21 protein-coding genes and 2 tRNA genes are annotated in these 19462 nt (G+C 69.2%); 12 read left to right on the top strand and 11 right to left on the bottom strand.

Annotated elements, in window-relative coordinates:
• Positions 1-22: 22 nt before the first annotated feature.
• Positions 23-499, top strand: a complete 477-nt coding sequence (locus C8E87_RS09285; RefSeq protein ID WP_133872705.1) for a ribose-5-phosphate isomerase — start codon at positions 23-25, stop codon at positions 497-499.
• On the opposite strand, the gene C8E87_RS09280 is transcribed toward C8E87_RS09285, so the two are convergent.
• Together C8E87_RS09280 and C8E87_RS09275 are read right to left on the bottom strand one after the other, a co-directional pair.
• The gene (locus tag C8E87_RS09280) at positions 496-912 is read right to left on the bottom strand and encodes a hypothetical protein (RefSeq protein ID WP_166661123.1); all 417 of its coding nucleotides are present in this window, start codon (positions 910-912) and stop codon (positions 496-498) included. The genes C8E87_RS09285 and C8E87_RS09280 overlap by 4 nt on opposite strands.
• 25 nt (positions 913-937) lie before the next feature.
• Complete coding sequence (locus C8E87_RS09275) at positions 938-2158, bottom strand: GNAT family N-acetyltransferase (RefSeq protein WP_133872704.1); 1221 nt, start codon at positions 2156-2158, stop codon at positions 938-940.
• Positions 2159-2260: 102 nt separating this feature from the next.
• Here C8E87_RS09275 and C8E87_RS09270 point away from each other — a divergent pair, with 102 nt between their 5' ends.
• Positions 2261-2854 (top strand): DNA-directed RNA polymerase II, encoded by a 594-nt coding sequence (locus C8E87_RS09270; protein ID WP_133872703.1) that lies wholly within the window; start codon positions 2261-2263, stop codon positions 2852-2854.
• On the opposite strand, the gene C8E87_RS09265 is transcribed toward C8E87_RS09270, so the two are convergent.
• The 6 genes from C8E87_RS09265 to atzF form a co-directional block, all read right to left on the bottom strand.
• Positions 2847-3644: an SDR family oxidoreductase gene (locus C8E87_RS09265; RefSeq protein WP_133876722.1), complete on the bottom strand. Its 798-nt coding sequence runs from the start codon at positions 3642-3644 to the stop codon at positions 2847-2849. The two genes, C8E87_RS09270 and C8E87_RS09265, sit on opposite strands and share 8 nt — an antisense overlap.
• A gap of 153 nt (positions 3645-3797) precedes the next feature.
• The gene (locus tag C8E87_RS09260; protein WP_133872702.1) at positions 3798-4157 is read right to left on the bottom strand and encodes an AtzH-like domain-containing protein; all 360 of its coding nucleotides are present in this window, start codon (positions 4155-4157) and stop codon (positions 3798-3800) included.
• Between the two features lie 63 nt (positions 4158-4220).
• The gene (locus C8E87_RS09255; RefSeq protein WP_133872701.1) at positions 4221-5807 is read right to left on the bottom strand and encodes a regulator; all 1587 of its coding nucleotides are present in this window, start codon (positions 5805-5807) and stop codon (positions 4221-4223) included.
• On the bottom strand, positions 5804-6469 hold the full coding sequence (locus tag C8E87_RS09250; RefSeq protein WP_133872700.1) for a cysteine hydrolase family protein: 666 nt from the start codon (positions 6467-6469) through the stop codon (positions 5804-5806). The genes C8E87_RS09255 and C8E87_RS09250 overlap by 4 nt, the downstream gene beginning before the upstream one ends.
• Positions 6470-6472: 3 nt before the next feature.
• Entirely contained in the window at positions 6473-7165 is a 693-nt protein-coding gene (biuH, locus tag C8E87_RS09245; RefSeq protein ID WP_133872699.1) for a biuret amidohydrolase, read from the bottom strand.
• Positions 7162-8763, bottom strand: a complete 1602-nt coding sequence (atzF, locus tag C8E87_RS09240; RefSeq protein ID WP_239080706.1) for an allophanate hydrolase — start codon at positions 8761-8763, stop codon at positions 7162-7164. The genes biuH and atzF overlap by 4 nt, the downstream gene beginning before the upstream one ends.
• Before the next feature lie 197 nt (positions 8764-8960).
• Here atzF and C8E87_RS09235 point away from each other — a divergent pair, with 197 nt between their 5' ends.
• Entirely contained in the window at positions 8961-9596 is a 636-nt protein-coding gene (locus C8E87_RS09235; protein WP_133872697.1) for a GntR family transcriptional regulator, read from the top strand.
• Between the two features lie 695 nt (positions 9597-10291).
• Positions 10292-10936 (top strand): MBL fold metallo-hydrolase, encoded by a 645-nt coding sequence (locus C8E87_RS09230; RefSeq protein ID WP_133872696.1) that lies wholly within the window; start codon positions 10292-10294, stop codon positions 10934-10936.
• 113 nt (positions 10937-11049) lie between these two features.
• On the opposite strand, the gene C8E87_RS09225 is transcribed toward C8E87_RS09230, so the two are convergent.
• Together C8E87_RS09225 and C8E87_RS09220 are read right to left on the bottom strand one after the other, a co-directional pair.
• Positions 11050-11478: a MarR family winged helix-turn-helix transcriptional regulator gene (locus C8E87_RS09225; RefSeq protein ID WP_133872695.1), complete on the bottom strand. Its 429-nt coding sequence runs from the start codon at positions 11476-11478 to the stop codon at positions 11050-11052.
• Between the two features lie 50 nt (positions 11479-11528).
• Positions 11529-11602, bottom strand: a tRNA-Gly gene (locus C8E87_RS09220).
• A gap of 133 nt (positions 11603-11735) precedes the next feature.
• On the opposite strand from C8E87_RS09220, the gene C8E87_RS09215 reads away from it, so the two are divergent.
• The 5 genes from C8E87_RS09215 to clpX all read left to right on the top strand — a co-directional run bounded on the left by C8E87_RS09215 (position 11736) and on the right by clpX (position 16180).
• A tRNA-Pro gene (locus C8E87_RS09215) sits at positions 11736-11809 on the top strand.
• A gap of 36 nt (positions 11810-11845) precedes the next feature.
• Positions 11846-13195 (top strand): trigger factor, encoded by a 1350-nt coding sequence (tig, locus tag C8E87_RS09210; RefSeq protein ID WP_133872694.1) that lies wholly within the window; start codon positions 11846-11848, stop codon positions 13193-13195.
• A gap of 188 nt (positions 13196-13383) precedes the next feature.
• Positions 13384-14013, top strand: a complete 630-nt coding sequence (locus C8E87_RS09205) for an ATP-dependent Clp protease proteolytic subunit (RefSeq protein WP_133872693.1) — start codon at positions 13384-13386, stop codon at positions 14011-14013.
• Between the two features lie 11 nt (positions 14014-14024).
• On the top strand, positions 14025-14681 hold the full coding sequence (locus tag C8E87_RS09200) for an ATP-dependent Clp protease proteolytic subunit (protein WP_133872692.1): 657 nt from the start codon (positions 14025-14027) through the stop codon (positions 14679-14681).
• 209 nt (positions 14682-14890) lie between these two features.
• Positions 14891-16180 carry an ATP-dependent Clp protease ATP-binding subunit ClpX gene (gene clpX, locus C8E87_RS09195; protein ID WP_133872691.1) on the top strand — a complete coding sequence of 430 codons (1290 nt, stop codon included), beginning with the start codon at positions 14891-14893 and terminating at the stop codon, positions 16178-16180.
• Between the two features lie 106 nt (positions 16181-16286).
• Here the strand turns inward: clpX and C8E87_RS09190 are convergent, their stop codons facing one another.
• The gene (locus tag C8E87_RS09190) at positions 16287-16862 is read right to left on the bottom strand and encodes a PadR family transcriptional regulator (RefSeq protein WP_133872690.1); all 576 of its coding nucleotides are present in this window, start codon (positions 16860-16862) and stop codon (positions 16287-16289) included.
• Between the two features lie 72 nt (positions 16863-16934).
• On the opposite strand from C8E87_RS09190, the gene C8E87_RS09185 reads away from it, so the two are divergent.
• The 3 genes from C8E87_RS09185 to C8E87_RS09175 all read left to right on the top strand — a co-directional run bounded on the left by C8E87_RS09185 (position 16935) and on the right by C8E87_RS09175 (position 18872).
• Positions 16935-17294 carry a nuclear transport factor 2 family protein gene (locus C8E87_RS09185; protein WP_133872689.1) on the top strand — a complete coding sequence of 120 codons (360 nt, stop codon included), beginning with the start codon at positions 16935-16937 and terminating at the stop codon, positions 17292-17294.
• Positions 17291-17809, top strand: coding sequence for a hypothetical protein (locus tag C8E87_RS09180; protein WP_133872688.1), 519 nt, complete (start codon positions 17291-17293; stop codon positions 17807-17809). The genes C8E87_RS09185 and C8E87_RS09180 overlap by 4 nt, the downstream gene beginning before the upstream one ends.
• A gap of 265 nt (positions 17810-18074) precedes the next feature.
• The gene (locus C8E87_RS09175) at positions 18075-18872 is read left to right on the top strand and encodes a carbon-nitrogen hydrolase family protein (protein WP_133872687.1); all 798 of its coding nucleotides are present in this window, start codon (positions 18075-18077) and stop codon (positions 18870-18872) included.
• Positions 18873-19462 lie beyond the last annotated feature (590 nt).

Raw genomic sequence — 19462 nt, 5'->3', positions numbered from 1 at the left:
GCCATTTTGAGAGAGTGAGACCATGCGCGTCTACCTGGGTTCCGACCACGCCGGTTTCGAGCTGAAGATGCACCTCGTGAACCACTTGATCAAGCAGGGGCACGACGTCGTCGACGTGGGGCCGCACGTCTACGACCCGGAGGACGACTACCCGGCGTTCTGCCTGCACACCGGCGCCAAGGTGGTGGCCGACGAGGGCTCCCTGGGCATCGTGATCGGCGGCTCGGGCAACGGCGAGCAGATCGCCGCCAACAAGATCGACGGCGTCCGGGCCGCGCTGGTCTGGCGCACCGAGATCGCCCAGCTGGCCCGCCAGCACAACGACGCCAACGTGATCAGCATCGGCGCCCGCGAGCACACTCTGGACGAGGCCACCTCGTTCGTCGAGACCTTCCTGGCCACCCCGTTCTCGGGCAACCCGCGCCACGCCCGCCGCATCGGCCAGCTGGCCTCGTACGAGGCGGGCCGCCCGGAACTCCCGGAGCTCCCGCAGTCCTAACGGTTGCGGGGGAGGTCCTCGCGGGGGACCCAGTTGCGGCGGACGATGGCCAGGTTGGTGTCGGCGTCGGCCAGGTCCTGATCGGTGGGGCGGGCGGCGTCCCGGGCTCGCAGGGCCGCGCCCACGCTCACCTGCGAGGAGCCTGAGCCGACGAGGCCGCGCAGGCCGCGTTCGGCCTCGCGGTCGTCGCCGTTGCCCGAGGGCGGGCGGCGGCCCCCGTTGCGCGCGGGTCGCGCGACGGGAGCAGGGGGAGCGGCCGGGGCCGGCGGAGCTTCCGCTGGGTCGTCGATCGCCTCGCTCAGGGCCGATCCCGCGGCCGGGACGGCGGTCTCGTCGGCGGTCGGCGGGGCGGCCGGCGTGGCGTTCCCGGAGGGGGGACGCAGCCGGCGGCGTCGGCGTTCGGGCTCACCCATGCCGCCGACGCTACCCTGCGCACGCTCAGAACACCTCGATGGCGCTGGGCTGGCGGTACCAGGTGAACGCGGTCGAGGGCAGGTTGCCGGTCAGCTGCTCGACCCGCCCCGCCGAGACCAGCGCGGCCAGGGTCGTCCCGCCCAGGTAGGCCGCGCCCAGCTCGGTGATCGAGCAGGCGATGTCGGGGGACTCGTCGGTGCGTACGCAGGAAGCCTTGTCCGGACCTCCGGTGAGCCGCCACCGGCCGTTGTTGGCTTCGATGATCGGGTCCCGCACCTCGATCACCACGTCGACCGGGCACGCGTAGCGCCGGGCCTCGAGCGCCGCCGGCAGGTCGACCACGCGTACCCAGAGGCTGTCGGTGTAGCCACGGCCCAGCTTGCGGGGCTCGTCGACCATGAACTGCAGCGGCTCGTCGACCGCGCCGAAGTGGAACGAGGCGGTGCGGGTCAGGTCGAGGCTGAGCAGGAAGCGCCACAGCTCGGCGTAGACGCCCGGATCGCCGGCCACCACCTCGCGCACCCGCACCTCGGCGTTCGGCCCGTGGGCGCCCCAGTCGTTCTTGACCCGCCACGTCGCGTACCCGATCGGGCCGTCGGCTGTCTCGTAGAGCACCCCGCGCAGCTCGGTGCCGCCGTCGCGCTGGTCGGCGTTGTCGGTCAGCAGGTAGTCCCACACGTACTCGGGGCGGTTCGACCAGCCGACCTGATGCACGCGCAGCCCGTCGAGCAGGGCGGTCAGCGCGGCCTGCTCCTGTTTCGGATCGACCAGGCGCAGGCGGCCGGCCGGGGCGGCGGGGCCGGTGATCCGCACCTCACGGTTGAGGACCTCGAAGCGCAGGCGGCTCGCGGCCGGGCCGTACCCGAAGCGCGGGTAGATCGCTGTCTCGCTGGCCCACAGCACGGCCAGCGGCTCGCGCCCGGCCTGGGCGATCTCGGTGAGCTGGTGACGCATCATCGCGGTCAGGATGCCGCGGCGGCGGTGGGTGGGTGAGACACCGACCCCGGTCACGTGGGCGGCCGGCACGACCGCGCCGGGCACGGTCAGGTCACGGGTCTGTGCCGTCGCGTGACCGACCACCAGGCCCGCGTCGTCGGCCACCACTCCGCGGCCCGGCTCCAGGATCATCTTTTCGAGCGCGCGGGACTCGTCGGTCGCGTGCTCGTGGAAAACGTGGAGCAGCAGATCGGCGATCGCCCGCCGGTCGTCGTCGGTGGCGGCACGCAGGCGCACGGGTTGGTCCATGGGCACTTGTGTAACGGAATGCGGCCGCGAGGGCCAACGATTTGTCGGCTCGCTACTCTCGATGAGGTGGGTGGGACAAACCGCCGACCGGAGGGGGAGTCGATGCCTGAGCAACCGCAGTGGTCTGAGCGGACGCTCGACATGCCGCCGCAGGACCCGTGGGCCGAAGCGCCCACCACGCCGACGCAGGGGCCGCCGCCCCCGACGGCGCAGTTCCCGGCGGCCGAGCCGCAGGTGCCGTTCAACCAGGGCCGCGCCCAGGTCAACGCGCGTCCCCGCCAGCCGTACGCGGAACACGAGCCGACCGGCACGGGCTGGCCCGGCGCCGAGGCGCCCCCCGCTCACCCGCCGATGAGCTGGAAGTGGAGTGAGCTGCGCCTGGGCGGCGAGTGGACCAGCGCCGCGGTGCTGTTCGCGTTCGTCTGCTGGGGCATCTGGGCGCTCTCCGGCGACGGCCCGTTCGGCACGCCCACGATCGTGCTGGTCGTGACGCTCGCGGTCGCCGTCGGCGTCTTCTGCCTGGCCCGGCTCGTCGGTCACCTGGTGCTGGAACGGCAGATGGGCCGTGTCCGGCGCACCGCACGCGGATCGCACCTGGTCACGGCCCTGTTCCTGGCCGGTGTCGGCGTCGCCTGGCTTCAGCAGACGGAGTGGGTCGTCGACGCCTTCAACTGGGTCACCGGGCTGTTCAGCTGACCGGTTTCCCCCCGGTCACACCGAGCACCTCGCCGGTGGTGTAGCTCGACTCGTGACTGGCGAAGTACACGTACGCTCCGGCGAGCTCGGCCGGCTGGCCGGGCCGCCCGAGCGGCGTGTCCGACCCGAAGCTCTCGACCTTCTTCTCGGTCATGGTCGCCGGGATCAGCGGCGTCCAGATCGGGCCGGGCGCGACCGCGTTGACCCGGATGCCCTGCTCGGCCAGGTCCTCCGCCAGCGCCTTGGTGAACGCGACGATCCCGCCCTTGGTGGTGGCGTAGTCGAGCAGGTGGGCCGACGACTGGTAGGCCTGGATCGACGCCGTGTTGATGATCGTCGAACCCGGTGCCATGTGCGGCACGGCCGCGCGGCAGAGCCAGAACATGGCGTACAGGTTGGTCTTCATCACCCGGTCGAACTGCTCGTCGGTGATCTCGGTGATCCCGCCGGGCTGGGACATCTGGTAAGCCGCGTTGTTCACCAGGATGTCGACGCCGCCGAGCTCGGACAGCGCCCGGTCGATGACGGCCCGGCAGTGCGCCTCGTCGCGGATGTCGCCGGGCACCCGTACGGCCTTCTGTCCCGCCTTCTCGATCAGCTGGGCGGTGTCGGTCGCGTCCTGCTCCTCGTCCGGCAGGTAGGAGATGAGCACGTCGGCGCCCTCACGTGCGAACGCGATGGCCACGGCCCGGCCGATGCCCGAGTCGCCACCGGTGATGACGGCCTTGCGGCCGGAGAGGCGCCCGGAACCCTTGTAGCTCTCCTCACCGTGGTCGGGCCGGTCCGGCATCGCCTCGGTCGATCCGGGCGGCTGCTGGTCGCCGCCGTCGAGTGGTGCCTCCGGGTATCTGCTGCGCGGGTCCACGCGTGGCCTCCTTCTGCGGGTGTCGGACCAGAAAGGTATGCCCGGAACCCGCCCGGATATGCGGGGCGCCGCCTTCGATCAGCCCGGCGGCGGGAGCGGCTCGGAGACGTGGGCGGCCACGATGCGCCACCCCTCGGGCAGCCGCACCCACGTCTGCGACTGCCGGCCCAGCACCTCACGGCCGGGATATCCGAACCGGGTGTTCACCACGACAACCTCTTCCCCGTACGCCTGCATGATCGTGTCCCGCAGGAAGCGGCCGACCGGCAACGGAGGCTGAGCGAGCCGCCACCGTCGCTGCTCCTCCAGCCCGACCTGCTGATCGGCCAGGCCGTAGCGGACGGCGTCCTCGGCGAAAAATCCGAGCATCGCCTCGACGTCGTTACTGACCAGGGCTTTCTCGTACGCCTCGAAGGCCGCGGCCACCTCGTGCTGCATCTCGCTCCTGTCGTCGGTGCGGTGGCGGCCCGGCTCGGCAACGCCGGACCGCCACGCTGATATCTAGGCCGCCTTGACCGGGACGCCACCCTCCGGCGCCTCGGTGAAGAGGTTCCCCTCGAGCTCGTCCCCGCCGGGTTCACGCGGCGCCGGCTTGCTCAGCGCGAACAGCACGCACACCGCCGCGAGGAACAGGTAACCCAGCGACACCTGCCCGTCCGCGTTCCACTGCACCTTCTCGGCGTGGATCAGGCCGATGAAGCTGAGCACCGCCCCCGAGCCCGCGAAGACCGCCGCGTGCCAGAAGCGTTTGTCGATGATGAAGGCGACGATCGCGCCGAGCACCAGGCCGGCCAGGATCGCCCCCTCACCGAGCGTCTTCAGCCCGTCGTAGACCACGCCCGCGCCGGCCAGCGCGCCGATCCCCACCTCGGAGGCTGTCGTGCCCGCGGCGGCCAGCGCGTTGTCCATCTGCCCGGTCGCCCACTGCGCGATGTTCGGGATGAGGGCCGCGACCACCGCCGCCGCGTGCGCCCGGGGTGTCGCCTGGAACGCCTGGGCGCCGATCAGCAACCCGATGTAGAGCAGGATCGGCACGATCGCCGGGGTCGGGAAGATCGCGCCGAGCAGCCCGAACAACCCGAAGAAGCAGAGCAGGGCGATCACGATCCCGGTCGCCATCGAATAGCCCGTACGGCCGCCGGCCCCCTTCCAGCCCGGGTGCCCGACATAGACGGCGGGTGGGAACGGCGACCCGAGGCAGGAGCCGATCACCGCGCCGGCGCCGTCGGCCAGCAGCACGCTGCGCAGGTTGTACCGGTCGCCCGCGGTGGCCGCGCTCTCCACGTTGGTCATCGCCTCGGTGAAGTTGTAGACGCCGAGCGGGATGGCCGTGGCCAGCAGCGGCGCCATGTCGCCCAGCCCGTCGACCAGCAGGTCGAGCTTGAGGTGCGGGAAGGCGAACGCGATGTCCCGCGCGGCCGCTGTCACGTCGGGCACCGACATGGCCCCGCCGGCCCAGCCGATCGCGGTGCCGACCAGCAGCGCGGCCAGCCCGATGGGGAAGTTCCAGGGCAGCTTGATGTCGGTGAGCAGGCCGATCAGCAGCAGCGCGAACACCGGCAGCGCGATCCAGGCGTAGTTCCACATGGTCGCGGCCGGGTTCATCGAGATGAACGTGATCGAGATGCCGGCCAGGGTGCCGAGCAGCGCGGCCCGCGGGGTGTACTTGCGGATGTACGGGCCCACGAACGCGCCGATCAGCACGATCACGCCGATGATGAACGCCCATGCGATGCCGGCCGTCCACGCCTGCACCGGGTTCCCGGTGCTCAGATAGATCGGCAGCATGATCACGAAGATCACGATGAACATGTGCGGCACGCTCGGCCCGTACGGCAGCGCCGTCACGTCGGAGCGGCCCTCGCGCGCGGCCAGCCGCCGGGCCAGGAACGTGTAGTAGACGTTGCCGGCGACCAGAGCGATGCCGAGCGCGGGCAGGATCACGCCGAAGACGTCCGAGGCCGGCATCCGGATGACGCCGATGCACAGCGCGGTCAGCGTGAGCACGTTGACCAGCACGTTGACGCCGAAACCGAAGAAAGCGTTGGTGTCCCCGCGCACCCAGTACGGGGTAGAGGTCGTCGTCATTTCTGCTCCTGCGACGAGAGGGCGGCCAAGAGAGTGGGGGAGTCGGCGACCCAGCCGAAGATCCCGCCCTGGGCGGCGATCATCTGCAGGCCGACGCGCTGGAATTCCGGGAAGTACGAGCCGACGCAGTCGGACAGGACGAGACAGTCGTAGCCGCGGTCGTTCGCCTCGCGGACCGTGGTGTGCACGCAGACCTCGGTCGTGACCCCCGTGACGACCAATTTCGTGACGCCGAGCTTCTCGAGGATCTCGGCCAGTTCGGTGGCGTAGAAGGCGCCCTTGCCCGGCTTGTCGACGACGATCTCGCCCTCGGCCGGCGCCAGCTCGTCGACGATGTCGTGGCCGTACTCCCCGCGTACGAGGATCCGGCCGAAGGCGCCTTTCTCCCCGATGCCCCCGCGCGCCAGCTTGGAGGGCGGGCAGTCGGACAGGTCGGGCAGATGCCCCTCGCGCGTGTGAATGATCGGCAGGCCCGCCGCTCGCCAGGCCGCCAGCAGGGCGCTCAGCGGCTCGATCGTGCGGCTGAGCTGGGACACGTCGTTGCCCAGGCTCTCGCCGAAGCCGCCCGGCAACAGGAAGTCGCGCTGCATGTCGATGACGAGCAGGGCGGTTTCCGCTGGTTCGAAGGTGAAAGGGTTCGGTAGTGCGTTGATGGAAGGCATCGGTCAGACCTCCGTTGCCGCGATCACGTCGTCCGAGGTGGCGACGCAGCCGAAGACGCCGCCCTGCATGGTGACCATGTGCAGCGCGGCGGTGTGGTTGGACGGGTCGGTGGCTCCGGTGCAGTCGCTGAGGATCAGGCACTCGTAGCCGCGGTCGTTGGCCTCGCGCATGGTGGTGTGCACGCAGACGTCAGTGGTGATCCCGGTCAGGATCAGGTGCGTGATGCCGTGCGTACGCAGCACGAGGTCGAGGTTGGTGGCGTAGAACGCGCCCTTGCCCGGCTTGTCGACGATCACCTCACCGGCCATCGGCGCGACCTCGGGCACGATCTCCCAGCCCGGCTCGCCCTTGATCAGGATCCGGCCGCAGGGCCCGTCGCTGCCGATCTCGGCCCCGATCCGCGCCGAGCGCCAGCGCTTGTTGGGCGGCAGGTCGGACAGGTCGGGGTCATGGCCCTCGCGCGTGTGGATCACGAGCATGCCGTTCTTCCGGGCGTGGTCGAGCAGCCGGGCGGTGGCCGGCAGCCCGGCCCGGGTCAGTTCGATGTCGTAACCCATCGAGTCGACGTATCCGCCCTTGCCGCAGAAGTCGGTCTGCCAGTCGATGCAGAGCAGCGCCGTCTTGGACACGGGCACCGAGCCGTCGTACGGCCAGAGGTAGGGGTTCGCTTTCACCGGGCCGATGCGTGCGGTCATGAGCGCTGTCCTTCCGAGCGGTAGTTCCGCCAGCCGCCGCCGGCGGTGATGTCGGGAGCGTCGGTCACCGCGTACGCCTCGCAGAGGAACCCGGTGACCTCGGTGCCGTCCTGCAGGGCGACGCGACCCAGCGACAGGGGCGCCGCGATGCCGGTCAGGAACCCGCCGACCTGCGCGACGGGCAGTTGCCAGAGCTCGACCTCGATGGCGGCTCCGCCCTCGCCGCGCACCAGGCCCGGCGCGCCCGAGGGCAGCAGGTGCAGGCGGTAACAGGGCGCCGTGCGGGTGACGCCGAGCAGGGTGGCGCCGCGTTCGAGCAGTTCGTGGTTGCGCGGCTCGCCGCTGAGGTGCAGCCCGGCGACGGCGAGCGTCATGGTGTCGTTCTTGGTTCTCTCCCACTGCGACGCGGCGAGCAGCGCCAGCGTGTCGTCGCTGAAGGCCGGCCCGAACAGGGTGATCGAGGCGGGCCGCCCGTCCTCGGTGAACCCGTGCGGGACGGTCACCGCGGCCATGTCGAGCAGGTTCGCGAACTGGGTGTACCGGCCCAGGATGAGATTGCGCCCGATCGGGTCCTCGGCGATCTCGGCGTGCGTCCAGGTCGTGCCGATCGTCGGCAGCACAAGCACGTCGACCTGCTCCCACATGCGGTCGGCCGCGTGCTTGAGCTCCTGCAACCGGTGCTGGGCCCGGAACGCGTCGGCCGCCGTGAACCCGCGACCGGTCTCCAGCACGGCCCGCGTCACCGGCAGCACCGACTCGGGGTGCGCGGCCAGGAAGTCACCGAGGTCGGCCAGCCGCTCGGCCACCCACGGACCCCGATAGAGCAGGTCACCGGCCTCCAGCAGCGGTCCGATGTCGACAGCGGCATCCCCGCCGAACCGCGCGAAGGCCTTCTCCTGCCCCGCGTCGGAGAAAAAATCAAGCGTTTCCGGTACGCCGACACGGGGCCGGGCGATCAGCGGCCGGTTCCCTTCCCGCGACCACGGATCCTCCCGTACGCGTCCCCGCGCGACCCGCGTCACCCGTTCGGCCGTCGTCACGTCGCGGGCGAACACCGAGACGCAGTCCAGCGAGCGGCAGGCCGGCACCACCCCGAGCGTGCTCAGAAGCCCACGCGTCGGCTTGACCCCCACGATCCCGTTGAGCGCCGCCGGCACCCGCCCCGACCCCGCCGTGTCGGTGCCGAGCGAGAACGCCACGGTCCCGTCCGCCACCGCCACAGCCGACCCGGAACTGGACCCGCCCGAGATGAGCCCGCCGCCGAAAACACTTTCCGGATTCCCGTACGGGGATCTCGCGCCGGTCAGTCCCGTGGCGAACTGGTCCAGGTTGGTCTTGCCGACCACGACCGCTCCCGCGTCGACCAGCCGCTGTACGACCGGGGCGTTCCGATCAGGGGTGTACGCGAAGTCCGGGCAGCCCGCCGTGGTCGGCAGCCCTGCCACGTCGATGTTGTCCTTCACCGCGAACGGCATCCCCGCCAGCGGCAGCCCCGGATCGACCGCCGCGGCACGTTCCCGCAGCTCGTCCGGGCCGACCAGCGAGATCCACACCCCGTCGGCCGCCCGCGCCCGCTCCACCACCGCATCGACATCCACATCGTCGATTGTCGACAATTCTGTTTCGCCCAAGGCGACGCTTTGTAACGGCCCGATTTCGCCCCGCTCACCAATCCGCCCGGCCCGCCCCTCGCTTGGCCGCCCTTCCCCCGGCTTTCCTCGTCTCGACCTGGGCTTTGCTCGACGCGCTGGGCCGGGGCGGCGGGCGGGTTGGGGCGTGCTGGCACACTTCAGGCGTGAGCAACGGGGAGCTGCGGTCGTACAGCCTCGTGGAGCTTGCCGTCGAGCGGCTCAGCCACGAGATCCTGAGCGGGCGCGCCGAGCCAGGGGAACGGCTCGTCGAGGAGCAGCTCACCCGGCGGCTCGGCATCAGCCGGGCGCCGCTGCGGGAAGCCATGCGGCTGCTCGCCCAGCAGGGCCTCGTCGAGCACATTCCGCGGCGCGGCGCCCGGGTGGCCACGCTCTCGGCCGACGACGTGCGCGAGCTCTACGACGTCCGTGACGTCTTGGAGCGGCATGCCGTCGCGACCATGCCGGCCAACCCCGACCTGACGGCGTTACGGGCGGCGCTGGAGGTGATGCGCAAAGCCACCGAGGCCGACGACCGCCTGGAACTGGCCAACGCGCACCGCCGGTTCCACACCGAGGTGGTGGCCCTCGGCGGCAACCGCCAGCTGGCCGACCTGTACGGCTCGGTGCTGGTGCGCATCCAGCTCTACATGGCCGTCAACATGCGCCGCGAGGCCGAAGCAGCCCGCGCCGAGGACGGCGTCCTCCGCCACGAACGCCTCTTCGCCGCCGTCTCCGCCAACGACGCCGCGGAGATCCTCGCCGCGTTGAGCAGTCACGGCGCCCGGACCTACCTCAGCTGAACGCGTCGCCCTGAGTGACGGCAAGTTACCCACACGGTGTGATTTAAGGGTCCGCTAATAGACGCTCATCTACACACAGGCTAGTTTTTCGGGCGGGTATCTGGACTGAATCCACTCCAGAAGCTCCCGGCCGCGGCACCACCGGCCGAGACGCGCGGCGCCGGGTGGCGGCCCGGCGCCGCGCCCCCGGCGCTCCAGCGTGCCCCGCGGTTCGCCTGCGCTTCTTGAGTGTGGCCCGCGGTTCGCCCGCGCCTCTTTCGGCGCGTCCTTGCGCTGCGCCCACATCCCCTTCCGGCCTGCCCCGCGTGTCACTTGCCAGCGCTTCCAGTGCATCTCCCCGGTGCCGTCCAGCCGGCTTCCCGGCCGCCCGAGGACGAACACGCCGCACCCCCGCTCGCGGGCGCTCGTGTGGTCGGGCCCCTGCCCGCACCCCGCCTCACCCGGCGGCGTCAGATGTGGACTCGCCTCACCCGTCGGCCGCCACGTTCTGTGGCGGCGCTCTTCTGCCGGACCACCGGGTAACGTCCCGGCGCTCGCGCTACGGCCGTGACCCACCGGCCACGTCGCGAGGAACCCCGAGGACTGGCCGCTTGCGGTTGCCGGTCTCGACGAGGCGTACGGAGGAAGGGTTGGCTCGTCGTTTCTACAACATAGCTGTACAGTTCTGCTGTGCAAGTACAGCGGAAGGAATAACGATGCGGCTCACGAAGCACGCCCACGCCACGGTTGTCATCGAGGACGCCGGGCAGCGGATCCTGATCGACCCGGGCACCTTCACGCCGGATGCCGCGGAACTGCTCGCCTCGGCGACGAGCGTGCTGGTCACTCACGAACACTTCGACCACTTCGCCGTCGATGATGTTCGAGCGGCCCTCGCTGCCCGCCCTGACCTGCGAGTTTGGGGTCCCGCGCCGGTGGCGGCGGCGCTCGGGGAAACCGGCGACGGACGCGTGGCGACCGTGACCAGCGGCGACGTCCTGGACGTGGCCGGCATCGAGGTGCGTGTCTTCGGCGGCGACCACGCCCAGATCCACGACGGCATCACGGTCCCGCACAACGTGGGCTACCTCGTCGGTGGACGCGTGTTCCACCCGGGGGATTCCTACGCGGTGCCGCCGGCGCCGGTGGACACGTTGCTCGTGCCGGCCGGCGGTCCGTGGGTGAAGGTCGGGGAGGCCATCGACTTCATCGCGGCTGTCGCGCCGCGCCGGACCGTGCAGATTCACGACGTCATGCTGAGCGAGATCGGCCGTGCGTCGACCGCGATGTTCCTGGGCGAGAAGGGGCTCACCGGAACGCCGATGCTCGTGCTCGGATCCGGCGAATCCGTCGAGATCTGACCCGCTTGCTCCTCGCCGGCCGGCCCGCTACCCGTCGCTGCGGCTTGTTTCGCGCGGGCCGCCGTTCCTGGCCGTTGGTCGTGGTTTCTCGCCGATGCCGGCGGCTGCTTCCGTCATCCGCCGGACGACAAGCGGTCGAGCAGGGTCGGCACGGCGTTGAGCATCTCGCGCTCGGCGGGAGTCAACCGTGTCCCGATCGCCTCGGCGACCCACTGGCGGCGCGCGAGCCGATTGGCCTCCAGCGCGGCGGTTCCGGCCTCGGTGAGGGTGATGAGGAAGGCCCGGCGATCATCCGGACTGGCCTCGCGCCCCACCAGGCCCAGCGCTTCGAGTTCCGCGACTGTCCGGCTCATGCTCTGGTGTTTCACGCCGCGGTGGGCGGCCAGTTGAGCGATCGTCTGGGGACCCTCGCGTTGCAGGGTGCTGAGCGTCTCGGCCCGGGTCGGCGGCAGGGTGTCGGCCTGTGTACGGACACGGCGAACGAAACGGCCGACAGATTGCCGGAGCCGCTCGGCGATCTCCTCGTCCGGATCCGATGCCATCGGCTCAATCTACAGCGACGCTGTGGATGTGGGCGCTGAGCAGCGCCATGTGGAGCGGGCGACGAGAATCGAACTCGCGTAATCAGTTTGGAAGACTGAGGCTCTACCATTGAGCTACGCCCGCGTAAACCCCGCCCTGAGGCGGGGTCGCCGGGGATAGCTTACTTAATCAACTCCCGCCGACGCGAACCGGATACGCCACGAGGTGACTCCAGCGCACGCGGGCGGAAGCGGACCGCATACACTGGCCGTCGCCACGGGGTGTGGCGCAGCTTGGTAGCGCACTCGCTTTGGGAGCGAGGGGCCGTGGGTTCAAATCCCGCCACCCCGACTGATACCAACTGTCGCAGCAACAAGGAGTACGCCTGTGAAGAGCACCGTCGAGACTCTGAGCCCGACCAGGGTGAAGCTCGCCATCGAGGTGCCGTTCGACGAGCTCAAGCCGAGCCTGCAGAAGGCGTACCGGGAGATCGGCGCGCAGGTGCAGGTGCCGGGCTTCCGTCGCGGCAAGATCCCGGCAGCGGTCATCGACCAGCGTGTCGGGCGTGGCGCGGTCCTGAACGAGGCGGTTCAGGAAGCGATCCCGCAGCAGATCCTGGCCGCCGTGCGTGAGCACGACGTGAAGACGCTGGGTCGTCCCGAGGTCGAGATCACCGAGTTCGCCGACAACGAGCCGTTGAGGTTCACGGCCGAGGTCGACGTCCGGCCCGAGATCACCGTGCCCGACCTGAAGACCATTTCGGTGACGGTTCCGGCGGTCGAGATCGGCGACAACGAGATCGACGAGCAGATCAACGGCCTGCGTGAGCGTTTCGCCACGCTGAAGACCGTCGACCGGCCGGCCGCCGAGGGCGACTACGTGCAGCTCGACCTGAAGGCGACGGTCGACGGCCAGGAGGTTCCGGGCGGCTCGGCGACCAACATCTCGCACGAGGTGGGCAGCAAGCAGCTGCTCCCGGGTCTCGACGAGGTGCTGGTGGGCCTGGTCGCGGACGCCGATGCCCAGTTCACCACGCAGCTGGTGGGTGGCGATTTCGCGGGGCGGGACGCCGAGGTCGAGGTCAAGGTCCGCAGCGTCAAGGACAAGCAGCTGCCCGAGGTCGACGACGACTTCGCGCAGATGGCCAGCGAGTTCGACACGCTGGAGGAGCTGCGTAACGACCTGCGCGAGCGGCTGACCAAGGTCAAGAAGGTCGAGCAGATCTACGCGGCCCGTGACGAGGCGCTCAAGCAGCTGGTCGAGGCGGCCGACATCCCGGCGCCCGAGGGCGTCGTGAAGGACGAGGTCGAGGGCCGCAAGCAGGCCATGACCGACCAGCTGGAGCGGATCGGCGCGACCCTGCAGGACTACCTGACCTCGGAGGACAAGACCGAGGAGCAGATCGACCAGGAGCTGACCGAGGCCGCCGTCGAGGGCGTCCGCATTCAGCTGCTGCTCGACACGATCGCCGACGCCGAGGACGTTCAGGTCTCCGACGACGAGTTCGGTCACGAGATCGTGCACCGGGCGCAGCGGGCGCAGATGCAGCCGCAGCAGTACTACGACCAGCTCGTGCAGTCGGGCGCGGCGGCCGCCGTGTTCGGCGACGTGCGCCGTGGCAAGGCACTGGCCTCGGTCATGGAGCAGGTCGAGATGAAGGACTCCGAGGGCACGGTCCTCACGCTCGACGACCTGCGGGCCGCCTCCGAGGACGACCACACCGGCCACAACCACTGAATCTCCGGACCGCGATCGCCTCCCGGGGCGATCGCGGTCTTTTGGTTTTCCTGGAGCGCCCTGCGCTGTCAGCGAACACCTGCCCGAGCGGGAAGCTGATGCGCAATCGACCGGTTAGGTTGGTCGTACGACGGACAACTTGCCGGCCGCGGACACCGGGCCGGCACAGTCAGCTGTGAAGGGCTGCCATGACCGATCTTCATCTTCCCGCGAGCCCCGCGCTGCGCGGTGAATCCCTCAGTGGCAACCTCGACGACTCGGTCTTCAACCGCCTGCTGCGTGAGCGCATCATCTTCCTCGGCAGCGAGGTGACCGACTCGGTGGCCAACCGCATCTGCGCTCAGCTGCTGCTGCTTTCCGCCGAGGACCCCGAGCGCGACATTCACCTCTGGATCAACTCGCCCGGTGGCTCGGTCTACTCGGGCATGGCGATCTACGACACCATGCAGTTCATCGATAACGACGTGCAGACCGTAGCCATGGGTATGGCCGCGTCGATGGGACAGCTGCTGCTCTGCGCCGGCGCCCCCGGCAAGCGCTTCTCGCTGCCGCACGCGCGGATCATGATGCACCAGCCCTCGGGCGGCATGGGCGGCACGGCCGCCGACATCGCCATCCAGGCCGAGCAGATGCTGTACACCAAGCGCATGTTCCAGGAGCGAGTCGCCTTCCACACCGGGCAGACTCAGGAGCAGATCGAGCGTGACTCCGACCGTGACCGCTGGTTCACGGCGGAGGAAGCCAAGGACTACGGCTTCATCGACAAGGTGATCACCGGGGCCATGCAGGTCTCCGACGGCGCCGGAACGCTGAACTGAGGAGCTGAACAATGACTGACCTGACCTTGCCCTCCGGGTTCGCGCCGGTGCACAACCGCTACGTGCTGCCCTCCTTCGTCGAGCGTTCCTCGAACGGGATGATGAAGGAGACGAACCCGTACAACAAGATGTTCGAGGACCGGATCATCTTCCTCGGCGTGCAGGTGGACGACGCGTCGGCCAACGACGTGATGGCCCAGCTGCTCACGCTGGAGAGCTCGGATCCCGACCGCGACATCCTCATGTACATCAACTCGCCGGGCGGCTCCTTCACCGCCATGACGGCGATCTACGACACGATGCAGTACGTCCGCCCCGACATCTCGACGGTCTGCCTGGGGCAGGCGGCCAGCGCGGCCGCCGTCCTGCTGGCCGGCGGCACGGCGGGCAAGCGGATGGCCCTGCCGCACTCGCGGGTTCTGATCCACCAGCCGGCCACCGAGGGTGGCTACGGCCAGGGGTCGGACATCGAGATCCAGGCCCGCGAGATCCTCCGCATGCGTACGCAGATGGAGGAGATGATCTCGCGTCACTCCGGCCGCACGCCGGAGCAGGTCCGCAAGGACGTCGATCGCGACAAGATCATGACGGCCGAGGAGGCCAAGGAGTACGGTCTGGTCGACGTCGTGCTCGCGAGCCGCAAGAAGAGCCTGCAGTCGGTGGGCTGAGGCATCATGTCGGGGGCCGGCCGGGCGCAATAAACTGGCCGACCCCTGACACGCCCGTTTTGGGGGGTCGGAGAACGGCACCTTTGCGGGTAACGTCGAGCATGCAGCCTCAGTTACGCGGTTCCGCAGACGATGAGATGGCAACGAGGCAATCAGTCCTCGTGATCAGGGCCGGTGTGAGTCGGCCGATGAGCTCAAGGAGAACGTAGGTGGCACGGATCGGCGACGGCGGCGACCTACTGAAGTGCTCCTTCTGTGGGAAGTCGCAGAAGCAGGTCAAGAAGCTCATCGCGGGCCCTGGGGTCTACATCTGCGACGAGTGCATCGACCTCTGCAACGAGATCATCGAGGAAGAGCTGGCCGAGACCGGCGAGGTGAAGTGGGAAGAGCTTCCCAAGCCGATGGAGATCTGCCAGTTCCTTGACCAGTACGTGGTGGGTCAGGAACAGGCGAAGAAGGCGCTCTCGGTCGCCGTCTACAACCACTACAAGCGGATTCAGGCCGAGTCGAGCGGCGCTCCCGGTGCGGGCAGCGACGTCGAGGTGGCCAAGTCCAACATCATGCTCATCGGCCCCACCGGCTGCGGCAAGACTCACCTGGCGCAGACGTTGGCCCGCATGCTCAACGTGCCGTTCGCGATCGCGGACGCCACGGCGCTCACCGAGGCCGGCTATGTGGGCGAGGATGTCGAGAACATCCTGCTCAAGCTCATCCAGGCCGCCGATTACGACGTGAAACGCGCCGAGCAGGGAATCATCTACATCGACGAGGTCGACAAGATCGCCCGCAAGAGCGAGAACCCGTCGATCACCCGGGACGTCTCCGGTGAGGGTGTCCAGCAGGCGTTGCTGAAGATCCTCGAGGGTACGGTGGCAAACGTTCCGCCGCAGGGCGGCCGTAAGCACCCGCATCAGGAGTTCATCCAGATCGACACCACCAACGTGCTGTTCATCGTGGGTGGCGCGTTCGCCGGGCTGGACCGCATCATCGAGTCCCGCGTCGGTCATGGCGGTGTCGGCTTCGGCGCTCACCTGCGGTCGATCTCCGAGCGGAACACCGATGACATCTTCAGCCGGGTGATGCCCGAGGACATGCTGAAGTTCGGCCTGATCCCCGAGTTCATCGGTCGTCTGCCCGTCATCACCACGGTGCGTAACCTCGACCGCGAGGCTCTGATCAAGATCTTGACCGAGCCGCGGAACGCGTACGTGAAGCAGTACCAGCGTCTCTTCGAGCTGGACGGCGTCGAGCTGGAGTTCGACTACGGCGCGCTCGAGGCCATCGCCGACCAGGCCATGCTGCGCGGCACGGGCGCCCGCGGTCTCCGCGCGATCATGGAGGAAGTGTTGCTCTCCGTGATGTACGAGGTGCCCAGCAACCCCGACGCCGCTCGTGTGGTCATCACGCGCGAGGTCGTGCTGGAAAACGTGAACCCGACGATCGTCCCGCGCGAGTTCGTGGGCCGCCGGCGCCGCGAGCGCGAGGAAAAGTCGGCCTGACCCATCCCGTACGCGGGTGTGTCGTCACCAGACGCACCCGCGCGCGTGGCATATGGTCCGACCCGCGCTACGCCGCGGTGATCGCCGGCCCAGCCGTGCCACGTGATCACTCGGCCTCGGGCTGCGCTTTCTGCCGCCGGGTGAGCGTCTCGATCACCGTGGCCGCCCAGCGGATGTTCAACTGCTCGTACATCCGCCCGGCCATGAGCGTGAGGTACGGGCCCACTTCGTCGCTGTCGCGCAGGTATTCGTCTTCGCTGCGCCCGTCGAGCAGTCGATCCCGCAGTTGGTCGTAGCGGGCCAGCTTCTCCCTCGATCGGGTTTCTCGCGCCCGCGCCGCCTCGACGAGGGTGGCCGGTTCACCGGTCCGGTCGGCGGCTTGCAGCTTGACGAGCAGTTCGTCGCGCATGGCCGGGGGCTTGGACGGCCGGCGCCCGAATGCGCGCAGTTCGTCGAGTCCTTTTTCCGTCATGGTGAACACACGTTTGTTGGGCCGCCGGGTTTGTTCGACGACGCGCGCCTCGACCAGACCGTCCCGCTCGAGCCGTTCCAGGTCCCGGTACAGCTGCTGGGGCGTGGCCGTCCAGTAGTCCGCGACCGCCACGTCGAACCGCTTGGCCAACTCGTACCCGGACGCCTCGCCCTGAGACAGGGCGGCCAGCAAGGCATGGCGCAGTGACATCTGGACTTCCTTCCGCGCGGCCAGTTAAGTTAATCCGCACCTAATCAATTTGTTGAGTATAGGGGCCGCGCCGTGCACCCGTTCCGAGCCGCCATCGAGTCCCGTGACGTGGAGGCCGCCCTGGCTCTCCTGCACGAGGACGTCGTCTTCCGAAGCCCAGTCGTCTACACCCCCTACCGCGGCCGCTTTGCCGTGGCCCCGATCCTCCGTGCCGTGATCCACGTCTTCGAGGACTTCGAATACACCCACGAGCTCGACGACGCCCCGTCCCACGCGCTCCTCTTCAAGGCCCGCATAGGCGACAAGCACCTCGAAGGCTGCGACTTCCTCCACGCCGGCCCCGACGGCCAGATCACCGAGTTCACCGTGATGATCCGCCCCCTGAAGGGCATCCAGGCCCTTGCCGAAGCCATGCAGTCCCGCCTGACATGACCACCGTCAGCGAGATCGACCCGGCGCCTGCGCTCGTGACCCTTGCTGACCTCACCCCCGTCCACTACCGCGAGTCCTTCACCCTCCCCATCACGTCGCCGTCCTCGGCCCTCCCCATCACGTCGCCGTCCTCGGCCAGCCCCATCACGTCGACGTCCGGGGTGGGCCCGGCGCGCACAGCCGAGCAGTGGGCCCGCCTCGTCCTCGAGCGCGCCCCCTGGAAAGCTCGAGCCCAGATGCTGACCGCCTGGACCCTCCTGGGCATCCCGCTCGCTCCGCCGTGGTCACGCACTCAGGTGCTGGGCTGGCGCATCGTCCGCAACACGCCGGCCGCGATCGTCCTCGAGTCCCGCGCCGCCCTCGGCATCACCGCACGTCTGGTCTTCCATACCTCCGGAACGCACCTGACACAGGTGATGTTGGTCCGCTACGACCACCGGCCCGGTCGTCTCGTCTGGTCTCGGCTGGCCCCCGGACATCGTCGGTTCATCCGCTCCCTGCTGTCTCGTCTCTGACCCTTCATCACTGCCCCTCCTGACCGTCCGCTGCCCCTCCGGCCGTCGGCTGCGCTGCCCCTTCGGCCGTCCGCTGCGCCTCGTAACCATCCGCTGCCCCTTTCTGACCATCGCTGCCCCTTCCTGACCTGAGTCGCACCGCCTCGGTCACCTGCGCCTCGCAATCCTGACCCTGGCACGGAGCTGTGCCCAGATACTTCGGTACTGGGTCGAGGGGCTACTTCCGGCGGTTGGCCGACGGTGGCTCCGCTCGTAGGCTTCCTTCATGCGAGTAGCGGTGTGTCAGGTGAATTCACGGGCCGATCGGGAGCACAACCTGCAGGTTGCCCGGGGTCTGCTCGACCGTGCCGCGGCCGCCGGCGCCGAGCTGGCCGTGCTTCCGGAATACGTCGACTACCTGGGCCCCGGCAAGACAGCGCCCAAGCCGGAAGGCATCGACGGCGAGTTCGCGCAGTTCTTCGCCACCGCGGCGCGCGAGCTGGGCATCTGGGTGCACGCCGGCTCCTTCCACGAGGCCGGCCCCGACGAGCACCGCACCTACAACACCTCGCTGGTCTTCGATCCGCGCGGCGAGCTCATCACCGTCTACCGCAAGATCCACCTGTACGACGTGGAGATCGCGGGCCGAGTCTCCTACCAGGAGTCCCGCTCGGTCGCTTCCGGCGACAAAACCGTCTCGGCTGACATCGCCGGGGTCCGCACCGGCCTGTCCATCTGCTACGACCTGCGATTCCCCGAGCTCTACAGGCGCCTGGCCGTCGACGGCGGAGCTCGCATCCTGATCGTGCCGGCCGCGTTCATGCTGCACACGGGCCGCGACCACTGGGAGGTCCTGCTGCGGGCGCGCGCGATCGAAAACCAGTGCTACGTCGTGGCCGCCGGCCAAATCGGAGACCACGACCCATCCCGTACGTGTTTCGGCCGAAGCATGATCGTCGACCCCTGGGGCACGGTCCTTGCCCAGGCCCCCGACACCGTAGGCATCGTCACCGCCGACCTCGACCTCGCGCGCCTCGACCACATCCGCTCCGAACTGCCCAGCCTCGCCAACCGCCGCCTCTAGCCCCGCGCCACCTCGCCAAGCACGCCCGTGCTGATCGGCGTAGTGGGTGCTATTGGTTGCTGATCGGTCCGTTGGCTGTGCGCCGGTTGGTCGAGTGCGGCTGTGCTGCTCCGGTTGGTGGCGAGTGTGGCTGGCTACCCGGTCGGTTGGTTGGCTGTGCGCTGCTTGTCAAGCGTGGCCGGGTCGGTGGCTGCGCGGACGCGATGAACGCTGTTGATCCGGGTCGTGGCGTGGCTGCCAGTCGGTCCGTTGGCTGTGCGCCGGCTGGTCGAGTGTGGTGTTGCTCTGGGTGGTGCGTGGGGCTGGTCGATCCTGCTGGGTATGCGCTGGCTGGTCGAGTGTGGCGGTGCTGCTCCGGGTGGTGCGTGAGGCTGGTCGATCCTGCTGGGTATGCGCTGGCTGGTCGAGTGTGGTGTTGCTCCGAGTGGTGCGTGGGGCTGGTCGATCGCTGCTGGTATGCGCTGGCTGGTGGACAGCGGCTGTGCTGCTGCGGGTGGTGTGCGTGGGCTGGTCGATTCCGCTGGCTGTGCGCTGGCTGGTGGAGTGTGGCTGTGCTGCTGCGGGTGGTGCGTGGGCTGGTCGACCCCGGT

The organism is Paractinoplanes brasiliensis (assembly GCF_004362215.1).
GTDB classification, from domain to species: domain Bacteria; phylum Actinomycetota; class Actinomycetes; order Mycobacteriales; family Micromonosporaceae; genus Actinoplanes; species Actinoplanes brasiliensis.
Note: the sequence above shows the minus strand (reverse complement) of the source record. Positions and strands in the feature narration are given on the sequence as shown.